Here is a 16,172-nt window from a genome sequence, read left to right as displayed (position 1 = left end):
AGGACGGACGTCCCCGCGAACCGGACGCCGCCCCCATTCGTCCTATGGTCGGGCTGCCCCGGACGCTGGAGGACCCATGACGATCGCATCGGCGGACTTGCGGTTCGAGGTGCTGGGCCCGGTGACGGTGCGGCACGGCGGCGCACCGGTCGAAGCGGGGACGTCCCGGCGGACGGGCGTGCTCGCCGTCCTGCTGGCCCGCGCGGGACGCGCCGTGCCCGTCGACGTCCTCGTCGACGCCGTATGGGAGCGGGACCCGCCGCCCAGCGCGGGCAAGAACCTCCAGACGTACGTGCACCGGCTCCGCCGCCTGCTCGGCGACGCGGACCGGATCGTCCGGGACGGCCCCGGCTACCGGCTCGTCGTCCGCCCCGGCGAACTCGACGCCGACCGGTTCGAGGCGCTGGTGCGGGAGGGACGGGCCGCGGCGCCGCCGGTCCGCGCCGCCGCGACCCTGCGCCGCGCCCTCGACCTGTGGCGCGGCGACGAACCCTACTGCGGCGCACCCGGCACGATGCCGATCCGCGCGGAGGCCGGACGGCTGGCCGAGCTGCGGCTGACCGCGCTCGCCGCCTGGGCGGACGCCGAACTGGCGTGCGGCCGCGCCGCCGAGATCGTCCCCGACCTCACCCGGCTCACCCGCGTCCACCCGTTGCGCGAGGACCTGCGGGCGACGCTGATCCGCGCGCTGTGCGAGTGCGGGCGCCGCGCGGACGCGCTGGCCGCGTTCGAGGACGCGCGGCGCGTCCTGCGCGCGGAACTCGGCACCGAACCCGGCGCGGAGCTGCGGCGGCTCCACCGGGACATGCGGACGATCCGCCCGGTTCCGCCCGTCCCGCACCACGGCGACCGGCCCCGCGACGCGGCCCACGAACGCGCCGAAGGACTGCAGGCCGCCGTCTCGCCCATGCTCGTGCCGCTGCGCGTGACGAGTCTCGCCGGGACCGGCTTCTGGGCCCGTACCACCGGCCGCCGCGCCGGTGACCTGCTCGTCGCCCGGATCACCGCCGCGCCGCACCGCGTGGTGCGCGAAGCGGGCGGACCGGGGGATCCGGAACTGCTGAAGGTGGTGCTGAACCGCGGCGCCCGGCCCGTCGGCGTCGAGCAGGACGACCGGCGCTGCAGCGTCCCGTCCGGTCACTTCGTCGCCTGCGACACCACCCGCCGCTACGAGATCGTCGTGCCGGACCGCTGCGACGTCTCCGTCGTCGGGGTGCCGCGCGGCGTCCTCGGCACGGACCCGCCCGACCGGGCCACCGCCGTCCCGCTGCCCGGCGGGCGCGGCATCGGCTCGCTCGTCGCCGCCTGCCTGACCGGTCCGGCGGGGAACCTCGACGGGCTGCCCGACCCGGCGCGTCGGCACCTCGGCGACGCCCTGGCGTCCCTGGTCGCCGCCGCCCTCACCGGGACGACCGGCGGACGCGTCGAAAGCGAGTCCGGCCTGGCCGACCGGATCACCGCGTACGTCCTGGCGAACCTCTCCGACCCGGCACTGTGCGCGAAGACGGTCGCCGACCGGCACGGTGTTTCGGTCCGCTACCTGCACCTGCTGTTCCGGGAGCGGGACGAGACGTTCGCCGCCTGGGTCCGGCGCGAGCGCCTCACGCGCGTCCGGCGCGACCTGCGCGACCCGGCGCTGGCCGGGACGACGGCCGCCGCGATCGCCGCGCGCTGGGGGATCGCGACCCCGCGCACCTCGGCCGCGCGCTGAAGGCGCAGTTCGGGGAGACCGCCGCCGAGATCCGCCGCCGCCCGGACTGACCGCCGCCGCCCGCGGGACGAACGACGCGCGTCGCGTCCGTGCACGCCGTGGCGGGCGTCCGTGCGCGGGACGGCGACCGCCGACGGTCGCGGACGGCCGCGAACAGCGGCGGCGCAGCAGGCGCATCGCCTTCTCCTTCTCGAAGTCGAGGGCGCGCGTGGGCGGCGCCGACAGGCGTCCGACGCGTTCGCCGAGCTCGCGCACCCGCGCCTGCACCTCCGGCTCGGCCAGCACCCGCAGCCCGAACGCCAGCTCGGCCGGGCCGACGTCGTAGCGTTTCTCGAGCGCCAGCGTGAGCGCGACGGCCCGCAGCTCGGCGTCCCCGAACCTGCGGTGCCCGCCCCGGGGCTCGCGGGTCGCGGGGAGCAGCCCGAGCGTCTCCCGGTAGCGGAGCATGCGGGGCGATGTGCCGAGCCGACGGGCGGCCTCCGTGATGCGCATGGGACCGATTCTGACAAATCTGTGTCAGAAAGTCGCCCCGGAGCGTGCCTCCGCCGCCCGGCCGACCGTAGACTCGCGGCGTCGACCCTCGCGGACGCGCAACACCAAGGAGCTACGAAAGCATGGACTACAAGGTCGCCGACCTGTCACTGGCTGACTTCGGGCGCCGGGAGATCCGGCTCGCCGAGCACGAGATGCCCGGCCTGATGGCCGTGCGCAAGGAGTACGCCGACGCCCAGCCCCTGCGCGGCGCGAAGATCATGGGCTCGCTGCACATGACCATCCAGACGGCCGTGCTCATCGAGACGCTGGTGGACCTCGGCGCCGACGTCCGCTGGGTATCCTGCAACATCTTCTCCACCCAGGACCACGCCGCCGCCGCGATCGTCGTCGGCAAAAACGGCACGAAGGACGACCCCAAGGGCGTCCCGGTGTTCGCCTGGAAGGGCGAGACCCTCGAAGAGTACTGGTGGTGCACCGACCAGGCCCTGCAGTGGCCCGACGGCACCGGCCCGAACATGATCCTGGACGACGGCGGCGACGCGACCCTGCTCGTCCACAAGGGCGCCGAGTACGAGAAGGCGGGCGCCGTCCCCGCCGCCACCGCGGACGACCCCGAGGAGTGGGGCGTCATCCTGGAGACGCTCCGCAGCACCATCGCCGCGAAGCCGAACCGCTGGACGGAGACCGCCGCCGAGATCAAGGGCGTCACCGAGGAGACCACCACCGGCGTCCACCGGCTCTACGAGATGGCCAAGGCCGAGACCCTCGCCTTCCCGGCGATCAACGTCAACGACTCGGTCACCAAGTCGAAGTTCGACAACAAGTACGGCTGCCGGCACAGCGTCATCGACGGCATCAACCGCGCCACGGACGTCCTCATCGGCGGCAAGGTCGCGGTCGTGTGCGGCTACGGCGACGTCGGCAAGGGCTGCGCCGAGGCCCTCAAGGGCCAGGGCGCCCGCGTGATCGTCACCGAGATCGACCCGATCTGCGCCCTGCAGGCCGCCATGGACGGCTTCCAGGTCACCACCCTCGAAGACGCCGTCGGCAGCGCCGACATCTTCGTCTCCACCACCGGCAACTTCAACATCATCACGGCCGACCACATGAGCCGGATGAAGCACCAGGCCATCGTGTCCAACATCGGGCACTTCGACAACGAGATCGACATGGCCGGCCTCGCCAAGATCGACGGCATCGAGAAGATCGAGATCAAGCCGCAGGTCCACGAGTGGCGCTTCCCCGACGGCCACTCCATCATCGTCCTCGCCGAGGGCCGGCTGATGAACCTGGGCTGCGCCACCGGCCACCCCTCGTTCGTCATGTCGAACTCCTTCACCAACCAGGTCATCGCGCAGATCGAGCTGTTCACCAAGACCGAGGAGTACCCGGTCGGCGTGTACGTCCTGCCGAAGCACCTCGACGAGAAGGTCGCCCGCCTCCACCTTGACGCCCTCGGCGTCAAGCTCACCGAGCTGACCAAGGAGCAGGCCGCCTACATCGGCGTCCACGTCGAAGGCCCCTACAAGCCGGACCACTACCGGTATTGAGTTGTTGGCAAGGCCCTTGGCACCAGGCCGCGAGGCGCCCTTCCTTCAAGGCTCACTCGCCCCGGCCGAACCCCAACCAGAACGGACCGGGACCACTGCGATTGCGAGCGAAGCCAAGTTCGAGCGAAGCGAGAACTTGATCGCGCAGCGAGCCCCTGGGCGAGTCGGAGCGATGCAGCAATCGCACGCGGCGCCCGTTGAAGGAGGGCCCCCAGGGCCCGACGCCGAGGGCGACGCAAGCCAATAGGGTGATGCCGGACGGGTGTGGTTTGCTCGTCCGGCATCGGCCTTCCGGCTCGCGTCCGGGTTCGGCCTTCTTTGGGGAGTGGATGAGCGATATTGCTGACGGATCGCTCGCGTACGAGGGCGTGAAGCGGATCGAGTGGGCGGACCGCAGCATGCCGGTACTGCGGCAGATCCGGGAGCGGTTCACCGCCGAGCGTCCGCTGGACGGCGTGCGCGTCGCGGCGTGCATGCACGTGACGACGGAGACGGCCGGGCTCATCCGCACCCTGCAGGCGGGCGGCGCGAGCGTGGCGCTGGCGTCGTCCAACCCGCTGTCCACGCAGGACGACGTGGCCGCGGCGCTCGCCGAGGAGTTCGGCGCGCAGGTGTTCGCGCGGGCGGGCATCGACCGCGAGGGGTACTACGCGCACATCTACCGGGCCCTGGAGACGGGCCCCGACCTCGTCCTGGACGACGGGTGCGACCTCGTCAACACCCTGCACACCGACCGGGAGGACCTGCTCGGCACGGTGAAGGCGGGGTGCGAGCAGACGACCACGGGCGCATCCGGCTGCACCAGATGGTGCAGGAGGGCGTGCTGCGGTTCCCGGTCGTCGCGGTGAACGACACCGCGACCAAGCACATGTTCGACAACCGGTACGGGACCGGGCAATCCACCCTCGACGGCATCGTGCGGGCGACGAACACGCTGCTCGCGGGGAAGACGATCGTGATCGCGGGGTTCGGGTACTGCGGGCGGGGCCTCGCCGAACGGGCCCGCGGGCTGGGCGCCCGGGTCGTCATCACCGAGATCGACCCGGTGAAGGCCCTGGACGCGGCCCTGCAGGGCTTCACCGTCCAGCCGATGGCCGACGCGGCGCCGCACGGCGACGTGTTCATCACCGTGACCGGGAACCGCGACGTGGTGAACGCCGATCACCTCGCGATGATGAAGGACGGTGCGATCCTCGCCAACTCCGGGCACTTCGACGTGGAGATCGACGTGCGCGCGCTCGACGCGATGGCCGTGCGGGTGCACCGCGGCGTCCGTCCGCAGGCCGACGAGTACGTGCTGGAGGACGGGCGGCGGCTCGTCCTGCTGGCCGAGGGGCGGCTGGTCAACCTGGCCGCCGCCGAGGGGCATCCGGCCGCCGTGATGGACATGTCGTTCGCCGACCAGGCCCTCACCTGCGCGTGGCTCGTCACCGCCCACGAGGGGCTCGCACCGGCCGTCCACGACGTGCCCGCCGAGATCGACGGGGAGGTCGCGCGCCTCAAGCTCGCCTCGATGTCGGTGTCCATCGACGCCCTGACCCCGGACCAGGAGGACTACCTGCACTCCTGGCGGATCGGGTCCTGATGCCCGCTGGCGTCTACCTCCACCTGGAAGAGGAGACCGAGGAGCGGTTCCACTGCGCGCCCGGCCCCGGCGGGTGGCGCTACACCTCGACCCGTCCCGGCCTGCGCACCGACATCGTCGTCGACTCGCGCTGGCGGCAGATCCGGGTCGAGCTCGTGACGCCCGCCTGGTGGATGCGCGGCGGCGTCACCGGCCCGGACGTCGCATGGGTGCGAGCCTCGGGCGACACCGGCACCGAGCACACCGAGCGCGCGATGGGCTTCATGTCCGACTCGCCCGGCTTCCTCGTCGCCGCCGCGCGTGCCCTCGATTTGGACGACGGCGCGGAGACCGACGTCCGCATGGTCACGTTCGCCGGGCCGTCCCTCGCGCCCCTCACCGCCCCGTGGCGGTGGCGCCGCGCGGGCACGTCCGTCCATGACACCGAGACGGAGCCGCTGCCCGTCACGCGGTACGACGTCACGGATCTGTCCACCGGCGAGATCGGCCGGGTGCACCTGGCCGGCGACGTCGTCCTGGACGCCCCCGGCATCGAGCTCACCGGCCTGGAGTCGCCCCCGACGCTCCCTTAATGATCTACTAACGCTTTAACACTCTCCGTATTCAACTAAGAACTCTTGGTGAGCACACTGGACGTTGAGTAATCAGGCCGCTTCACAGGGAGAGCAGCGCGCATGAGCACCCCTCAACTGCCGCCCGTCGTCACCGTCAAGCCGACCGACGTCCGCTATCCCGCCCTCCGCCGCGGCTTCAACCAGCGGTGGCTCGCCCGCCCCGAGTATGTCCGGTTGGTGAGCACCCCGCAGGCCGTGGTCACCGCCCTGTCCGAGGCGGTTAACCAGGAGCCCGACGACGTCAGCCGCGACCGCGTCACCGTCCGGTCGGGCGGCCACTGCTACGAAGACTTCGTCTGCGGCGACGACGTCCGCGTGATCCTGGACGTCAGCCCGATGTGCGACATGTACTTCGACCCGGCCCTGGAAGCGTGGTGCGTCGAGGCCGGGGCGACGAACTGGCACGGCTACAGCCACCTCTACCCCATGTCCGGGCGTGCACTGCCCGGGGGTTCGTGCTACTCGGTGGGGCTCGGCGGACACATCACCGGCGGCGGATACGGCCTGCTTTCCAGACAGGCGGGCCTCACGGTCGACTACCTGTACGCGGTCGAGGTCGCCGTGGTCACCGAGGCCCGCACCGTCGAACTCGTCGTGGCCACCCGCGACGACCCCGACCCCGAGCGGCGCGACCTGTGGTGGGCCCACACCGGCGGGGGCGGCGGCAACTTCGGCGTCGTCACCCGGTTCTGGTTCCGTGACCTGCCTGTCCCGCCTCGCAAAGTACTGCTGACCGCACGCTCCTGGAACTGGGCCGACGTCACCCGGGAGTCCTTCACCCGGTTGCTGAACGCCTACGGCACCTGGTTCGCCGACCATCAGGACCCCGACACCGCCTCCGGGAGACTCTTCGCGCTGCTCGCCCTCAACCACCGTGCCGCGGGCACGATCAACCTCACCGTGCAGGTCGACGCCGAAAGCGACGACGCTTCCGACGAGGGCACCGCCGCCCTGCTGAACTTCCTGGAAGCCGTCGACCCCCAGTCCGGCCCGAAATCGCGCCCGATGACGCATTCGATCGCTGAGCACGCGGCCGTCCCGGACGCCTGGACACCGCGGTTGATGCCCTGGCTGACCGCCACCCAGGCGCTCAACGGCTCCGGCCCGAACCGTTCCGGCAAGTACAAGTCAGCCTATGTGCGCACCCCATTCACCCGGCCGCAGATCGAGGCGATGTGGGGCTACCTCGGAAACAACGATCAGACCAGGCATCTGACGAACAAGGAAGCGCTCATCCAGATCGACTCCTACGGTTCGGCGGTCAATACCCCGCCTCGCAGCGCCACCGCCTGTCCGCAGCGCGACTCGATCATGAAGATGCAGTACCAGGTCTACTGGAACCGCCCCAGCGACGACGACCCCGGCCATGAGGCCGAGAGCCTGAAGTGGATCCGCGACACCTACCGGGCCACGTTCGCCGACACCGGCGGCGTCCCCATCGTCGGAGGCAATACCGACGGCTGCTACATCAACTATCCCGACGTCGACCTGGACGACTCAGACTGGAACACCTCCGGCCAACCTTCGTCCCAGCTCTACTACCAGGACGCCTATCCCAGGCTGCAACGCGTCAAGGCCCGCTGGGACCCGCTCAACGTCTTCCGCAACGCCCAATCCATCGAGCCGTCTTCCGGCACCTGATCATGGTCACCCCGCACCGGGCCCGCCGCCGCGCGTCCGCCGGTTCGGGCCAGGCGCCCCCCCGGGCGTTGGCCGCCGAAGCCGTCCTCGGAAGCCGCCGTCGGTGTCTGGGTCCTGTCCGGTGATCCACCGCGCCTCGCCGGTCGCGTTAGTCGGCCGATTGGGCGAGCCCGGTCGTCGGGGGCGCCGTAGCGGCCGGATGGGAGATCGAAGGTCGGCGCGGGCCCGGTCGGGACGCGCCGCGATGTGCCGCACGTCGAGATCGAAGATCGGCGTGGCCGTCCGCGACATGCTTCGGTCGGGTGTCAGGTGTTCAGGTCGAACAGTTGCGCCGCGTTGTCGTCGAGGATCAGGCGGGTCTGTTCGGGGGAGAGGCCGGCCTTCTCGACATAGCCGACCGCGCGCGTGTACAGGTCGTCGCGGAAGAAGGGGAAATCGCTTCCGAGCATGATCTTGTGGGCGCCGAAACTCTCCACGGCGCACCGCAGGGAAGGGGGGTGGAAGTTGGCGGTGTCGAACCACATGCGGCGCAGCAGGACGCTCGGCCGGTCCGGGAACGCCTCGTTCCAGTGCTCGTAGTTGTCGTCGATGCGCTGCAGCAGGAAGGGCAGCGGGCCACCCAGGTGCGCGACGATGAAGCGGATGCCGGGATACCGGGCGGTGACCCCCGCGCGCAGGAGGTGCAGAACACCGACGGCGTCCTCGAACGGGGCTCCGACGATCCAGGTGAGGCCGTGTTCGGAGACCAGCGGTGAGTTCAGGTCCGTGCCGGCCGCGTGGATGAACACCACCGCTCCGCGGCGGTCCAGTTCGGCCCAGAAAGGTTCGAAGGCGGGGTCACCGAGGGTGTGATCCAGGACGACCGTGGTGATACCGACGCCGTGGAAGCCCAGCTCGTCCATGGCCCGTGCGACCTCCACCGCGGCGGCCTCCCCGTGCGGCAGCGGGGCGGCGGCCAGGGCGGCGAACCGGTCCGGACGGGTTCGGACGATCTCGGCGTACATGTCGTTCGCCATCCGGGCCGCCGTGACGGCGTGCTCACGGTCTTCGAAGTAGGGCATCTGAGGAGTGGCGGACATGATCTGCATGTCCACCCCCGCCCGGTCCATCATGCGGAGACGGGCATCGACGTCGTCGGCGGTCGAACCGGCGCACGGCATCCGCGCGGTGTCGGTCGCCTGGGATCCGTAGTTGCGCAAGGTGTCCAGGTAGTCGACCGGGTAGTAGTGGGCGTGCACGTCGACGCGCATGGCTGTTCCCCGCAATCATCACGGTCGGATGCGTCAACAAGCCGGGCGACCGACCAGGAGGGAAGGGGCACGCCTGCCCGGCCTGCATCCGGCACCGTTTCCCGGATGCTCGGCCCGAAACCGCCTCCGCGACGCGTCCCGGCCCGCTGCTGTCGTTGACGGCTGCCCGATCGACCGGCCTCGCCCGCGCGGCGGTGTCGGCGCCGGTGCCGTGAGGCACGAATGTCGGGCGGCCGGTGCGCAGCGCGTCGATCAGCCGGACGGGCCGCGGAAAGTGGCGCGGTAGGTGCTCGGGGAGACGCCCAGCGCGGCGCGCATGTGCGCGCGCAGCGAGGCGCCCGTGCCGAAGCCCGCGCGTTCGGCGATCCGGTCCACCGGCAGGTCCGTCTGCTCCAGCAGTTCGCGTGCCCGTTCCACTCGCTGGTGCGTCAGCCACGCCGCCGCCGACAGGCCCGTCTCGTCCCGGAAGCGGCGGGTGAACGTCCGCACGCTCATCGACGCCTGCGCCGCCATGTCCGCGAGTGTCACCGGACGATCGAGGCGCCGCAGGGCCCAGGTCCGGGCGGCGTCCGTCGACGGTCCCCGCGAGGACGGGACGGGACGCGCGATGAACTGCGCCTGCCCGCCCTCCCGGTGCGGCGGCACGACGGTGCGGCGCGCCACGTCCGCCGCCACCGCCGCCCCGTGGTCGCGCCGGATCATATGCAGGGCCAGGTCGATGCCCGCCGCCTCGCCCGCCGAGGTCAGCACACGGCCCTCGTCGACGTACAGGACGGCCGGGTCGACCGACACGGCCGGGTACTGCCGGGCGAACCGGTCGCACGACAGCCAGTGCGTCGTCGCGCGGAGCCCGTCCAGCAGGCCCGCCGCCGCCAGGACGAACGCGCCCGTGCAGACGGACGCGAGCCGGGCGCCGCGGGCGTGGGCGGCACGCAGGGCCGGGGGGACGGGGCCGTCGCCGGGCCGGGTCTCGTCGAGGGCGTGCGACGCGGGGACGAGCACGGTGTCGGCCTCGTCGAGGGCTTCGAGCCCGTGCGGGGCCGTCACCGTGAAGTCGGCGTCGGTGGGGATCGCGCCCGCTTCGACGCCGCACGACACCACCTCGTACAGGGGCGTGCCGTCCGCCGTGCGGGCGGCGCCGAAGAGTTGGTGGACGAGGCCCAGTTCCAGCGGCAGGACGCCCTCGCGCACCAGCACCGCGAGCCGGTGCCGCCCATCGTCACCGAACACCATGGCCGGATCCTTGCACATGATGGCCTGCGGGCCACTCACGGGGAGGAGCGGTCACCGGCGAACATCGTTGGTGTCCGCACCGATCAAGGGAGGCACCATGAACGTCCTGTGGGTATTCGCGCACCCCGAGCCCCGGTCCCTCAACGGCGTTCTGCGCGACCACGGCGTCGGCACCCTGCGCGCCCTCGGCCACCGTGTTCGCGAGTCGGACCTGTACGCGATGGGCTGGAACCCGCTCGTGGGCCCCGCCGACTTCGGCCACGACCCCGGTGACCGTCTGCTGGTCGGCGCCGCGTCCGAGCACGCCCACGCCGGCGGGACGCTGAGCTCCGACATCCGTGCCGAACAGGACAAGCTCGCCTGGGCGGACGCGCTCGTCCTGCAGTTCCCGCTCTGGTGGCACGGGATGCCCGCCATCCTCAAGGGCTGGTTCGACCGTGTTTTCGTGCAGGGCTTCGCGTTCGGCCTGCCCGGCGCGCGGCGCTACGGGGACGGCGGCCTGGCCGGGCGGCGCGCGCTCGTCGTCACCACCGCCGGCGCCCGTCCCACCGGGTTCCTGCCGCGCGGGATCCACGGCGACGCCGAGCAATTGCTGTTCCCGCTGCTGCACGGCACCCTGTTCTACAGCGGCATGGACGTCCTGCCGCCGTTGGTCGTCGGCGGGGCCGACCGCGCCCGGACGGCCGATGCCGCGGCCGCGGCCGCGAGCCTGGACGAGCGGCTCCGCGACCTCCCGTCCGCCGCGCCCATCCCGTACCGGCCGGAGCAGGGCGGCGACTACGACGGCGATCTCGTCCTGCACCCGCACCTGGCGCCCGGCCGCTCCGGCCTGGGCGTCCACCGGACCGTCCCCGCCGAAGACCGCGCGGAGCCGTGCCCGGTCCGATAGGGCCGCCGGGCGCGGGCCCGCCGGTGCGGCGCACGCGCGGATCGCGCGTGCGCCGCACCTGTCGATGGCGGCGGTCATGACCCCGGGTACGCGGTCTCCGCCGCGTGCCGCCGCGTGCCGCCGCGTGCCGCCGCGTGCCTACGCCTGCTTCGCGGCGAGCCGCCGCAGCAGCCGCTTGCTCGGCGTGAACGCGTACTCCGTGCCCTGCGTGCGGATGAACCGTTCGACCTTGAGCTCCAGCGGGCGTCCGTGCCGTTCGACTTCCGGTCCCGCTCGTAGAACCGGCAGGTCATCGACTTGGACGAGCCGATCACCGGGTCCACGCCGTCCGGCTTCTCGGAGTTCGGCAGGCCGGAGACGACCTTGTTCGGGAAGTCGTCGTTGTTCGCCCAGCTCTGCTGCAGGAACTCGAACTGTTCGGCCAGGTCGGAGCAGAACGCGATGAACACCAGCCCGCGTTCGGTGTCGGCGCCGTTGCCCTCGCCCGTCGCCGGGTCGAACTTCGCGCCGAAGGGGATGCCGCGCCGGACGATCCGCCGCTTCGCGGCGATCGCGCCCTCGTTCGGGGGCCGCTCGTTCAGCCCGTTCCGCGGGTTCATCTTCCGGATGTGGGAGCAGCGCGGGGTGTCGTAGCCCGCCGGGTCTTCGGAGTAGGTGAAGTCGTTGTCCATGCGGACGCCCGACTTGTGCGGGTCGGTGTCGGGATGGTGGGCGAGCGGGGCGCCGCTGCGCCACCGTCCGACCATGCGGGCCGCGAGCCGGTCCTTCTGCTCGGCGGTGTGGCCGTGCTCGGTCCCGAGCCGCTCGATCTGCGCCCACCAGCCCGCGACGTCCTGCTGGAGCCGGCGCAGGACCATGAACGAGCCGTCCTCCATCCACGCCGGGCAGTTCAGCTCCGCGCGGCCGTCCCCGGCGGGACGGTTGATCTTCCCGTTCTCGATCTTGTGCGGCGACTTGCCGAGGACGAACTCGCCGGGGTCGACGAGCTCCGTGCCGGGCCGTCCCATCCGCTCGCCCGTCCGGTCCGGCTCGGGCTTGTGGAACTGCTTGACGCCCGGCTGGGAGACGCCGTCCTTGAAGCCGAAGTGCTCGTGGCCGGCCCCGTCGCCCGGCAGCGTCGTACCGGCCTGCTCGTACACCTCCGCGACCTGGTGCCGGGCGCACAGGTCCCGGATGCGCGACAGCCTGTTGCGCAGGTCCTCGGGACGGTCCGCGGCCACCGTCACGATCGCGTGGACGTCCCAGTCGTCCTGCCCCGCCACCTCGTGGCCGAAGTACCAGTGGTCGGGGTCGTCGACGCCGGTGTCGCCGAGGATGTCGGCGCGCTTCGCGGCGCCCTGCAGGAACGCCGCCATCGTCGAGACGCGGGGGAGGTTCCCCGGGTCCTCCAGATCCTTGCGGATCTTCTCGTCGCCGACGAGGCGGAGGGCGCCGACGGTCAGCGACAGGCCGACCCACGTCGCGGCCATGTCCGCCGGGTCGTGCCCGAGGAGGCGGCGCCGCTCGCTGAACCGCTCGTTGAAATCCTCGACCTCCCGCGTGTCGGAGATCATCGGCTCGATGCGGCCGAGCCATTGCCGCGCCTTCGCGGCGTCGGTGAACCGCAGCAGCAGGAACGTCTGCTGGTCTTTGTTGAATGCCGCCAGAACGTTGCCCTGGATGTTCTCCGACCAGCGGAGCGGGCGCGACTCGTCCCGCGTGCCCGGGGCCGGTGCGCGCAGGTCGGTCAGCACCTCGCCGTCGCTGACCTGCCGCATGATGGCCGACTCCAGTTCCACGGGAATCTGCGTTGTCATGTAGGAGGACCTTTCTGCTCGCCGCCGATGGCGGCCGGGAACGCCCCTCCCGGCCGAAAGATAATGCGGACACGGTGTCCGAAACGGGAGTGATTTCGGATCGATCGTATGATTTTCGGCCGACTGTGACGTCTGGGGCGTCCAACAGATCGGCAAACGTTTGATATAGCGAAACGAGTACCGAAAAGGCAGGCAAATAGGTTTTGGGGGAGGGGGCGGAAGCTCGTCGTGGTGTTGCCTGCACCGCGATCGGTAGTGCTGGCTACACCGCGTTTCTTCCTGTGTGCGTTATCGATCCGGGCGCCCCGGACCGAGATCGTTGAGGTGTTCCTGAGACACCCCCGCTCCCACCGATCCGGTGGTCTTCGAGGAGAAACGATGCCCACGCACCGCCAGCCCGCCGCACGTCCGAACGTCCCGTCCAAGCGACGCCCCCGGCTGTCGCGGACGGCCGCGGTGGCGGCGGCCGGAGCCCTGTTCGCGGGCGGCCTGACGGGCTGCGCCACCGGCACCGAGGCCGACGCCCAGGCGGAGATCGGCGCCGCCAAGAACGAGATGGCCGTGCTGAAGGCGATGCAGGAAGTGGTGAAGGCCGGTTTCCCCGGCGTGCTGGTCTCGGTCAAGGGCAAGGACGGCGAGACCCGCGACTACTCCGCCGGGCTCGGCGACCGCGAGAAGGGCGAGGAGCCGCCGAAGAACGCGTTCGTGCGCGTCGGCAGCAACACCAAGACCTTCACCGCCGTGGCCGTCCTCCAACTGGTCGGCGAGGGCAAGATGAAGCTCGACGAACCGATCGACACCTACCTGCCGGGCGTCGTCGAGGGGCCGGACTACAGCGGCAAGAAGATCACCGTGCGGAACCTGCTGGGGCACAGCAGCGGCATCCCGGACTACACCCAGTGGGCGGACGCGGACACCGGCAAGGCGCCGATGAAGACCTACACGGCGGAGGAGTTGCTCAAGCCCGCACTGGAGCACAAGGCCGACTTCCCGGTCGGCAAAACGCGGGCGTACAGCAACACCAACTACATCATCGCGGGGATGCTGGTCGAGAAGCTCGACGGTAAGCCCGTGGGCGAGGCGGTCACCGAGCGGGTCATCGAACGGGCCGGCCTGAAGGACACCACCTGGCCGAAGCCCGGCGACAAGAGCGTCCCCGAGCCGCGCATGGAGGGCTACATCGCGCCGCCCGGAGGCGAACTGAAGAAGGCCACCGAGATCGACCCCTCGATCTCGGGCGCCGCCGGCATGGTGATCTCCACCCCGCGCGACATGAACAAGTTCCAGACCGCCGTGATCAGCGGGAAGCTGCTGCCCGACGCCCAGCTGAAGGAGATGCAGAAGACCGTCAAGGGCGGGCCGGACGACATGCCCGACACCGAGTTCGGGCTCGGCCTCGACAAGACCACGCTGTCGTGCACCGAGATCTGGGGCCACGGCGGCGACATCCACGGCTACGAGTCGCGCGGCGGCGTGACCGCCGACGGCCGCGAGGTCACCATCGTCGTGAACGCCCTGCCGGGCGCGATCATCAAGAAGACGGACGACATGGAGGCCATGACCAAGGAGTTCATGAAGAAGCACGAGACGGTCATGAACGTGGTCGAGACGGCCATCTGCAAGTAGGGGAGCGGGACTCGCCGGTGGCGCCTACCGGGCTGGAGGCGCCACCGGCGTTCAGCGTGCGCGGGTGACGCGCGACTCGTCCCAGACCGGGTCGGACGACTCGTAGACCGAGCCGTCCGCGCCGAAGACCAGGAACCGGTCGAAGGAACGGGCGAACCAGCGGTCGTGCGTGACCGCCAGGACCGTCCCCTCGAACGACTCCAGCCCCTCCTGGAGCGCTCGGCGCTCGCTAGGTCGAGGTTGTCGGTGGGCTCGTCCAGCAGGAGGAGCGTGGCGCCGCCCAGCTCCAGCAGCAGGATCTGCAGCCGGGCCTGCTGGCCGCCGGACAGCGTCTCGAACGGCTGCTCGGCGCAGACCGTCAGTTCGTACCGGGCGAGCGCGGACATCGCGTCGTTGCGGAGGCGGGCGTGCTCGGTCATGACGATCTCGCACGGCGTCCGCCCGTCCAGGTCCGGACGGGCGTGCGTCTGCGCGAACAGGCCGGGGACGACGCGCGCGCCGAGCCGTCCGACGCCGGTGTGCGCGACGGACGCGACGGGCGCCGCACCGCGCGGGAGCGTCTCGGCGACCGACGCCAGCAGCCGCAGGAAGTGCGACTTCCCGGACCCGTTCGACCCGAGCACCGCGACCCGCTCGCCGTACCAGACCTCGGTGTCGAACGGCTTCATCAACCCGGACAGCTCCAGGGCCTCGCAGATCACGGCGCGTTTGCCGGTCCGTCCGCCGCGCAGCCGCATCTTGATCGACTGGTCGCGGGGCGGGACCTCCGGCGGCCCGGCCTCCTCGAACTTGCGCAGCCGCGTCTGCGCCGCCTGGTAGCGGGACGACATGGAGTCGTTGAACGTGGCCTTGTTCTTGAGCATCATGACGAGCTGCTTGAGCTTCGCGTGCTCCTCGTCCCAGCGGCGCCGCAGCTCCTCCAACCGCTCGTTGCGGTCGCGGCGCGCCTCGGCGTAGGTCGCGAACCGCCCGCCGTGCACCCACACCCGGCCCGCCTCGACGGTGACGATCCGGTCGGCGGCCGCGTCGAGCAGCTCCCGGTCGTGCGACACGATCAGCACCGTCTTCGGCGTCTCGCGGAGTCGCTCCTCCAGCCACTGCTTGCCGGGAACGTCCAGGTAGTTGTCGGGCTCGTCGAGCAGGAGCACCTCGTCGGGCCCGCGCAGCAGCGCCTCCAGGACGAGCCGTTTCTGCTCGCCGCCCGACAGCGTGCGGACCTCGCGCCACCGGCACGAGTCGTACGGGACGCCGAGCGCCGCGACGCAGCACGCGTCCCACAGCACCTCGATCTCGTAGCCGCCCGCGTCGCCCCACCCCGCGAGCGCGTTCGCGTACCGGAGCTGCGTGGGCTCGTCGTCGCGTTCCATCATCGCGAGCTCGGCCGCCTCCACGGTCGCCGCCGCCTCCCGGACGCGCGGCGGCGCCACCGACAGAAGCAGATCGTGCACCGACGAGTCGTCCCGGACGTTCCCGACGAACTGCCGCATGACGCCCAGTCCGCCGCTGTGCGCGACCGTCCCCTCCTGCGGCGGCAGGTCACCGGAGATCAACCGGAGCATGGTCGTTTTCCCCGCGCCGTTCGGCCCGACGAGCGCCGCCGTCACCCCCTCGCCCGCGCGGAACGACGCGTCGTCCAGCAGGACGCGGCCGTCGGGCAAGGTATGCCGCACATGCCCGACTTCGACGTGTCCCACGGTCAGCCCCCTCGCGATTGAAGTCCGCAGCCGAGTCTCGGCACCGTTCCCGCCCGCGTCAAACGGTTTTCGATCGGCTCGGCGGGCG

At 71.4% G+C, this 16,172-nt stretch carries 9 protein-coding genes and 3 pseudogenes; 7 read left to right on the top strand and 5 right to left on the bottom strand.

The annotated features are described in order from the left end of the window. Positions 1 to 76: 76 nt before the first annotated feature. On the top strand, positions 77 to 1,711 hold the full coding sequence (locus tag BJF79_RS01635; protein ID WP_075894671.1) for a BTAD domain-containing putative transcriptional regulator: 1,635 nt from the start codon (positions 77 to 79) through the stop codon (positions 1,709 to 1,711). A 156-nt stretch (positions 1,712 to 1,867) separates the two neighbouring features. Here BJF79_RS01635 and BJF79_RS01630 read toward each other — a convergent pair. After that, a pseudogene (locus BJF79_RS01630) lies at positions 1,868 to 2,203 on the bottom strand (MerR family DNA-binding transcriptional regulator); the annotation flags it as partial. A gap of 122 nt (positions 2,204 to 2,325) precedes the next feature. Between BJF79_RS01630 and ahcY (BJF79_RS01625) the strand changes: the two are divergent. The 4 genes and pseudogenes from ahcY (BJF79_RS01625) to BJF79_RS01610 all read left to right on the top strand — a co-directional run bounded on the left by ahcY (BJF79_RS01625) (position 2,326) and on the right by BJF79_RS01610 (position 7,596). Beyond that, a complete protein-coding gene (ahcY, locus tag BJF79_RS01625; RefSeq protein WP_075894670.1) occupies positions 2,326 to 3,756 on the top strand; it encodes an adenosylhomocysteinase in 1,431 nt (476 codons plus the stop codon). A gap of 329 nt (positions 3,757 to 4,085) precedes the next feature. Then, positions 4,086 to 5,341, top strand: a pseudogene (gene ahcY / locus BJF79_RS01620) (adenosylhomocysteinase). Beyond that, positions 5,341 to 5,913, top strand: coding sequence for a hypothetical protein (locus tag BJF79_RS01615; protein ID WP_075894669.1), 573 nt, complete (start codon positions 5,341 to 5,343; stop codon positions 5,911 to 5,913). The pseudogene ahcY (BJF79_RS01620) and the gene BJF79_RS01615 overlap by 1 nt, the downstream one beginning before the upstream one ends. Before the next feature lie 102 nt (positions 5,914 to 6,015). Then, the gene (locus BJF79_RS01610) at positions 6,016 to 7,596 is read left to right on the top strand and encodes an FAD-dependent oxidoreductase (protein WP_075894668.1); all 1,581 of its coding nucleotides are present in this window, start codon (positions 6,016 to 6,018) and stop codon (positions 7,594 to 7,596) included. A gap of 305 nt (positions 7,597 to 7,901) precedes the next feature. Here the strand turns inward: BJF79_RS01610 and BJF79_RS01605 are convergent, their stop codons facing one another. Further along, a complete protein-coding gene (locus BJF79_RS01605; protein ID WP_075894667.1) occupies positions 7,902 to 8,846 on the bottom strand; it encodes an amidohydrolase family protein in 945 nt (314 codons plus the stop codon). A 252-nt stretch (positions 8,847 to 9,098) separates the two neighbouring features. Further along, on the bottom strand, positions 9,099 to 10,079 hold the full coding sequence (locus BJF79_RS01600; protein WP_262401382.1) for a GlxA family transcriptional regulator: 981 nt from the start codon (positions 10,077 to 10,079) through the stop codon (positions 9,099 to 9,101). Positions 10,080 to 10,176: 97 nt separating this feature from the next. Between BJF79_RS01600 and BJF79_RS01595 the strand changes: the two genes are divergently transcribed. Then, entirely contained in the window at positions 10,177 to 10,968 is a 792-nt protein-coding gene (locus BJF79_RS01595) for an NAD(P)H-dependent oxidoreductase (protein ID WP_075894713.1), read from the top strand. A gap of 74 nt (positions 10,969 to 11,042) precedes the next feature. Here the strand turns inward: BJF79_RS01595 and BJF79_RS01590 are convergent, their stop codons facing one another. Continuing rightward, a complete protein-coding gene (locus tag BJF79_RS01590; RefSeq protein WP_083733088.1) occupies positions 11,043 to 12,764 on the bottom strand; it encodes a Dyp-type peroxidase in 1,722 nt (573 codons plus the stop codon). Positions 12,765 to 13,142: 378 nt separating this feature from the next. Here BJF79_RS01590 and BJF79_RS01585 point away from each other — a divergent pair, with 378 nt between their 5' ends. Then, positions 13,143 to 14,390, top strand: a complete 1,248-nt coding sequence (locus tag BJF79_RS01585; protein WP_075894665.1) for a serine hydrolase domain-containing protein — start codon at positions 13,143 to 13,145, stop codon at positions 14,388 to 14,390. Between the two features lie 51 nt (positions 14,391 to 14,441). Here the strand turns inward: BJF79_RS01585 and BJF79_RS01580 are convergent. Further along, a pseudogene (locus tag BJF79_RS01580) lies at positions 14,442 to 16,084 on the bottom strand (ABC-F family ATP-binding cassette domain-containing protein). Positions 16,085 to 16,172: the final 88 nt, after the last annotated feature.

Origin of the sequence: Actinomadura sp. CNU-125 (genome assembly GCF_001942465.1) — a bacterium.
Taxonomy (GTDB): domain Bacteria; phylum Actinomycetota; class Actinomycetes; order Streptosporangiales; family Streptosporangiaceae; genus Spirillospora.
This window is presented reverse-complemented; position numbering and strand designations above follow the sequence as displayed.

What these genes read in the sequence shown, in the direction of transcription:
- BJF79_RS01635 (WP_075894671.1), top strand. Translation starts at nt 77, where the DNA reads ATGACGATCGCATCGGCGGACTTGCGGTTCGAGGTGCTGGGCCCGGTG.
- ahcY (WP_075894670.1), top strand. Translation starts at nt 2,326, where the DNA reads ATGGACTACAAGGTCGCCGACCTGTCACTGGCTGACTTCGGGCGCCGG.
- BJF79_RS01615 (WP_075894669.1), top strand. Translation starts at nt 5,341, where the DNA reads ATGCCCGCTGGCGTCTACCTCCACCTGGAAGAGGAGACCGAGGAGCGG.
- BJF79_RS01595 (WP_075894713.1), top strand. Translation starts at nt 10,177, where the DNA reads ATGAACGTCCTGTGGGTATTCGCGCACCCCGAGCCCCGGTCCCTCAAC.
- BJF79_RS01610 (WP_075894668.1), top strand. Translation starts at nt 6,016, where the DNA reads ATGAGCACCCCTCAACTGCCGCCCGTCGTCACCGTCAAGCCGACCGAC.
- BJF79_RS01590 (WP_083733088.1), bottom strand. Translation starts at nt 12,764, where the DNA reads ATGACAACGCAGATTCCCGTGGAACTGGAGTCGGCCATCATGCGGCAG.
- BJF79_RS01585 (WP_075894665.1), top strand. Translation starts at nt 13,143, where the DNA reads ATGCCCACGCACCGCCAGCCCGCCGCACGTCCGAACGTCCCGTCCAAG.
- BJF79_RS01600 (WP_262401382.1), bottom strand. Translation starts at nt 10,079, where the DNA reads ATGGTGTTCGGTGACGATGGGCGGCACCGGCTCGCGGTGCTGGTGCGC.
- BJF79_RS01605 (WP_075894667.1), bottom strand. Translation starts at nt 8,846, where the DNA reads ATGCGCGTCGACGTGCACGCCCACTACTACCCGGTCGACTACCTGGAC.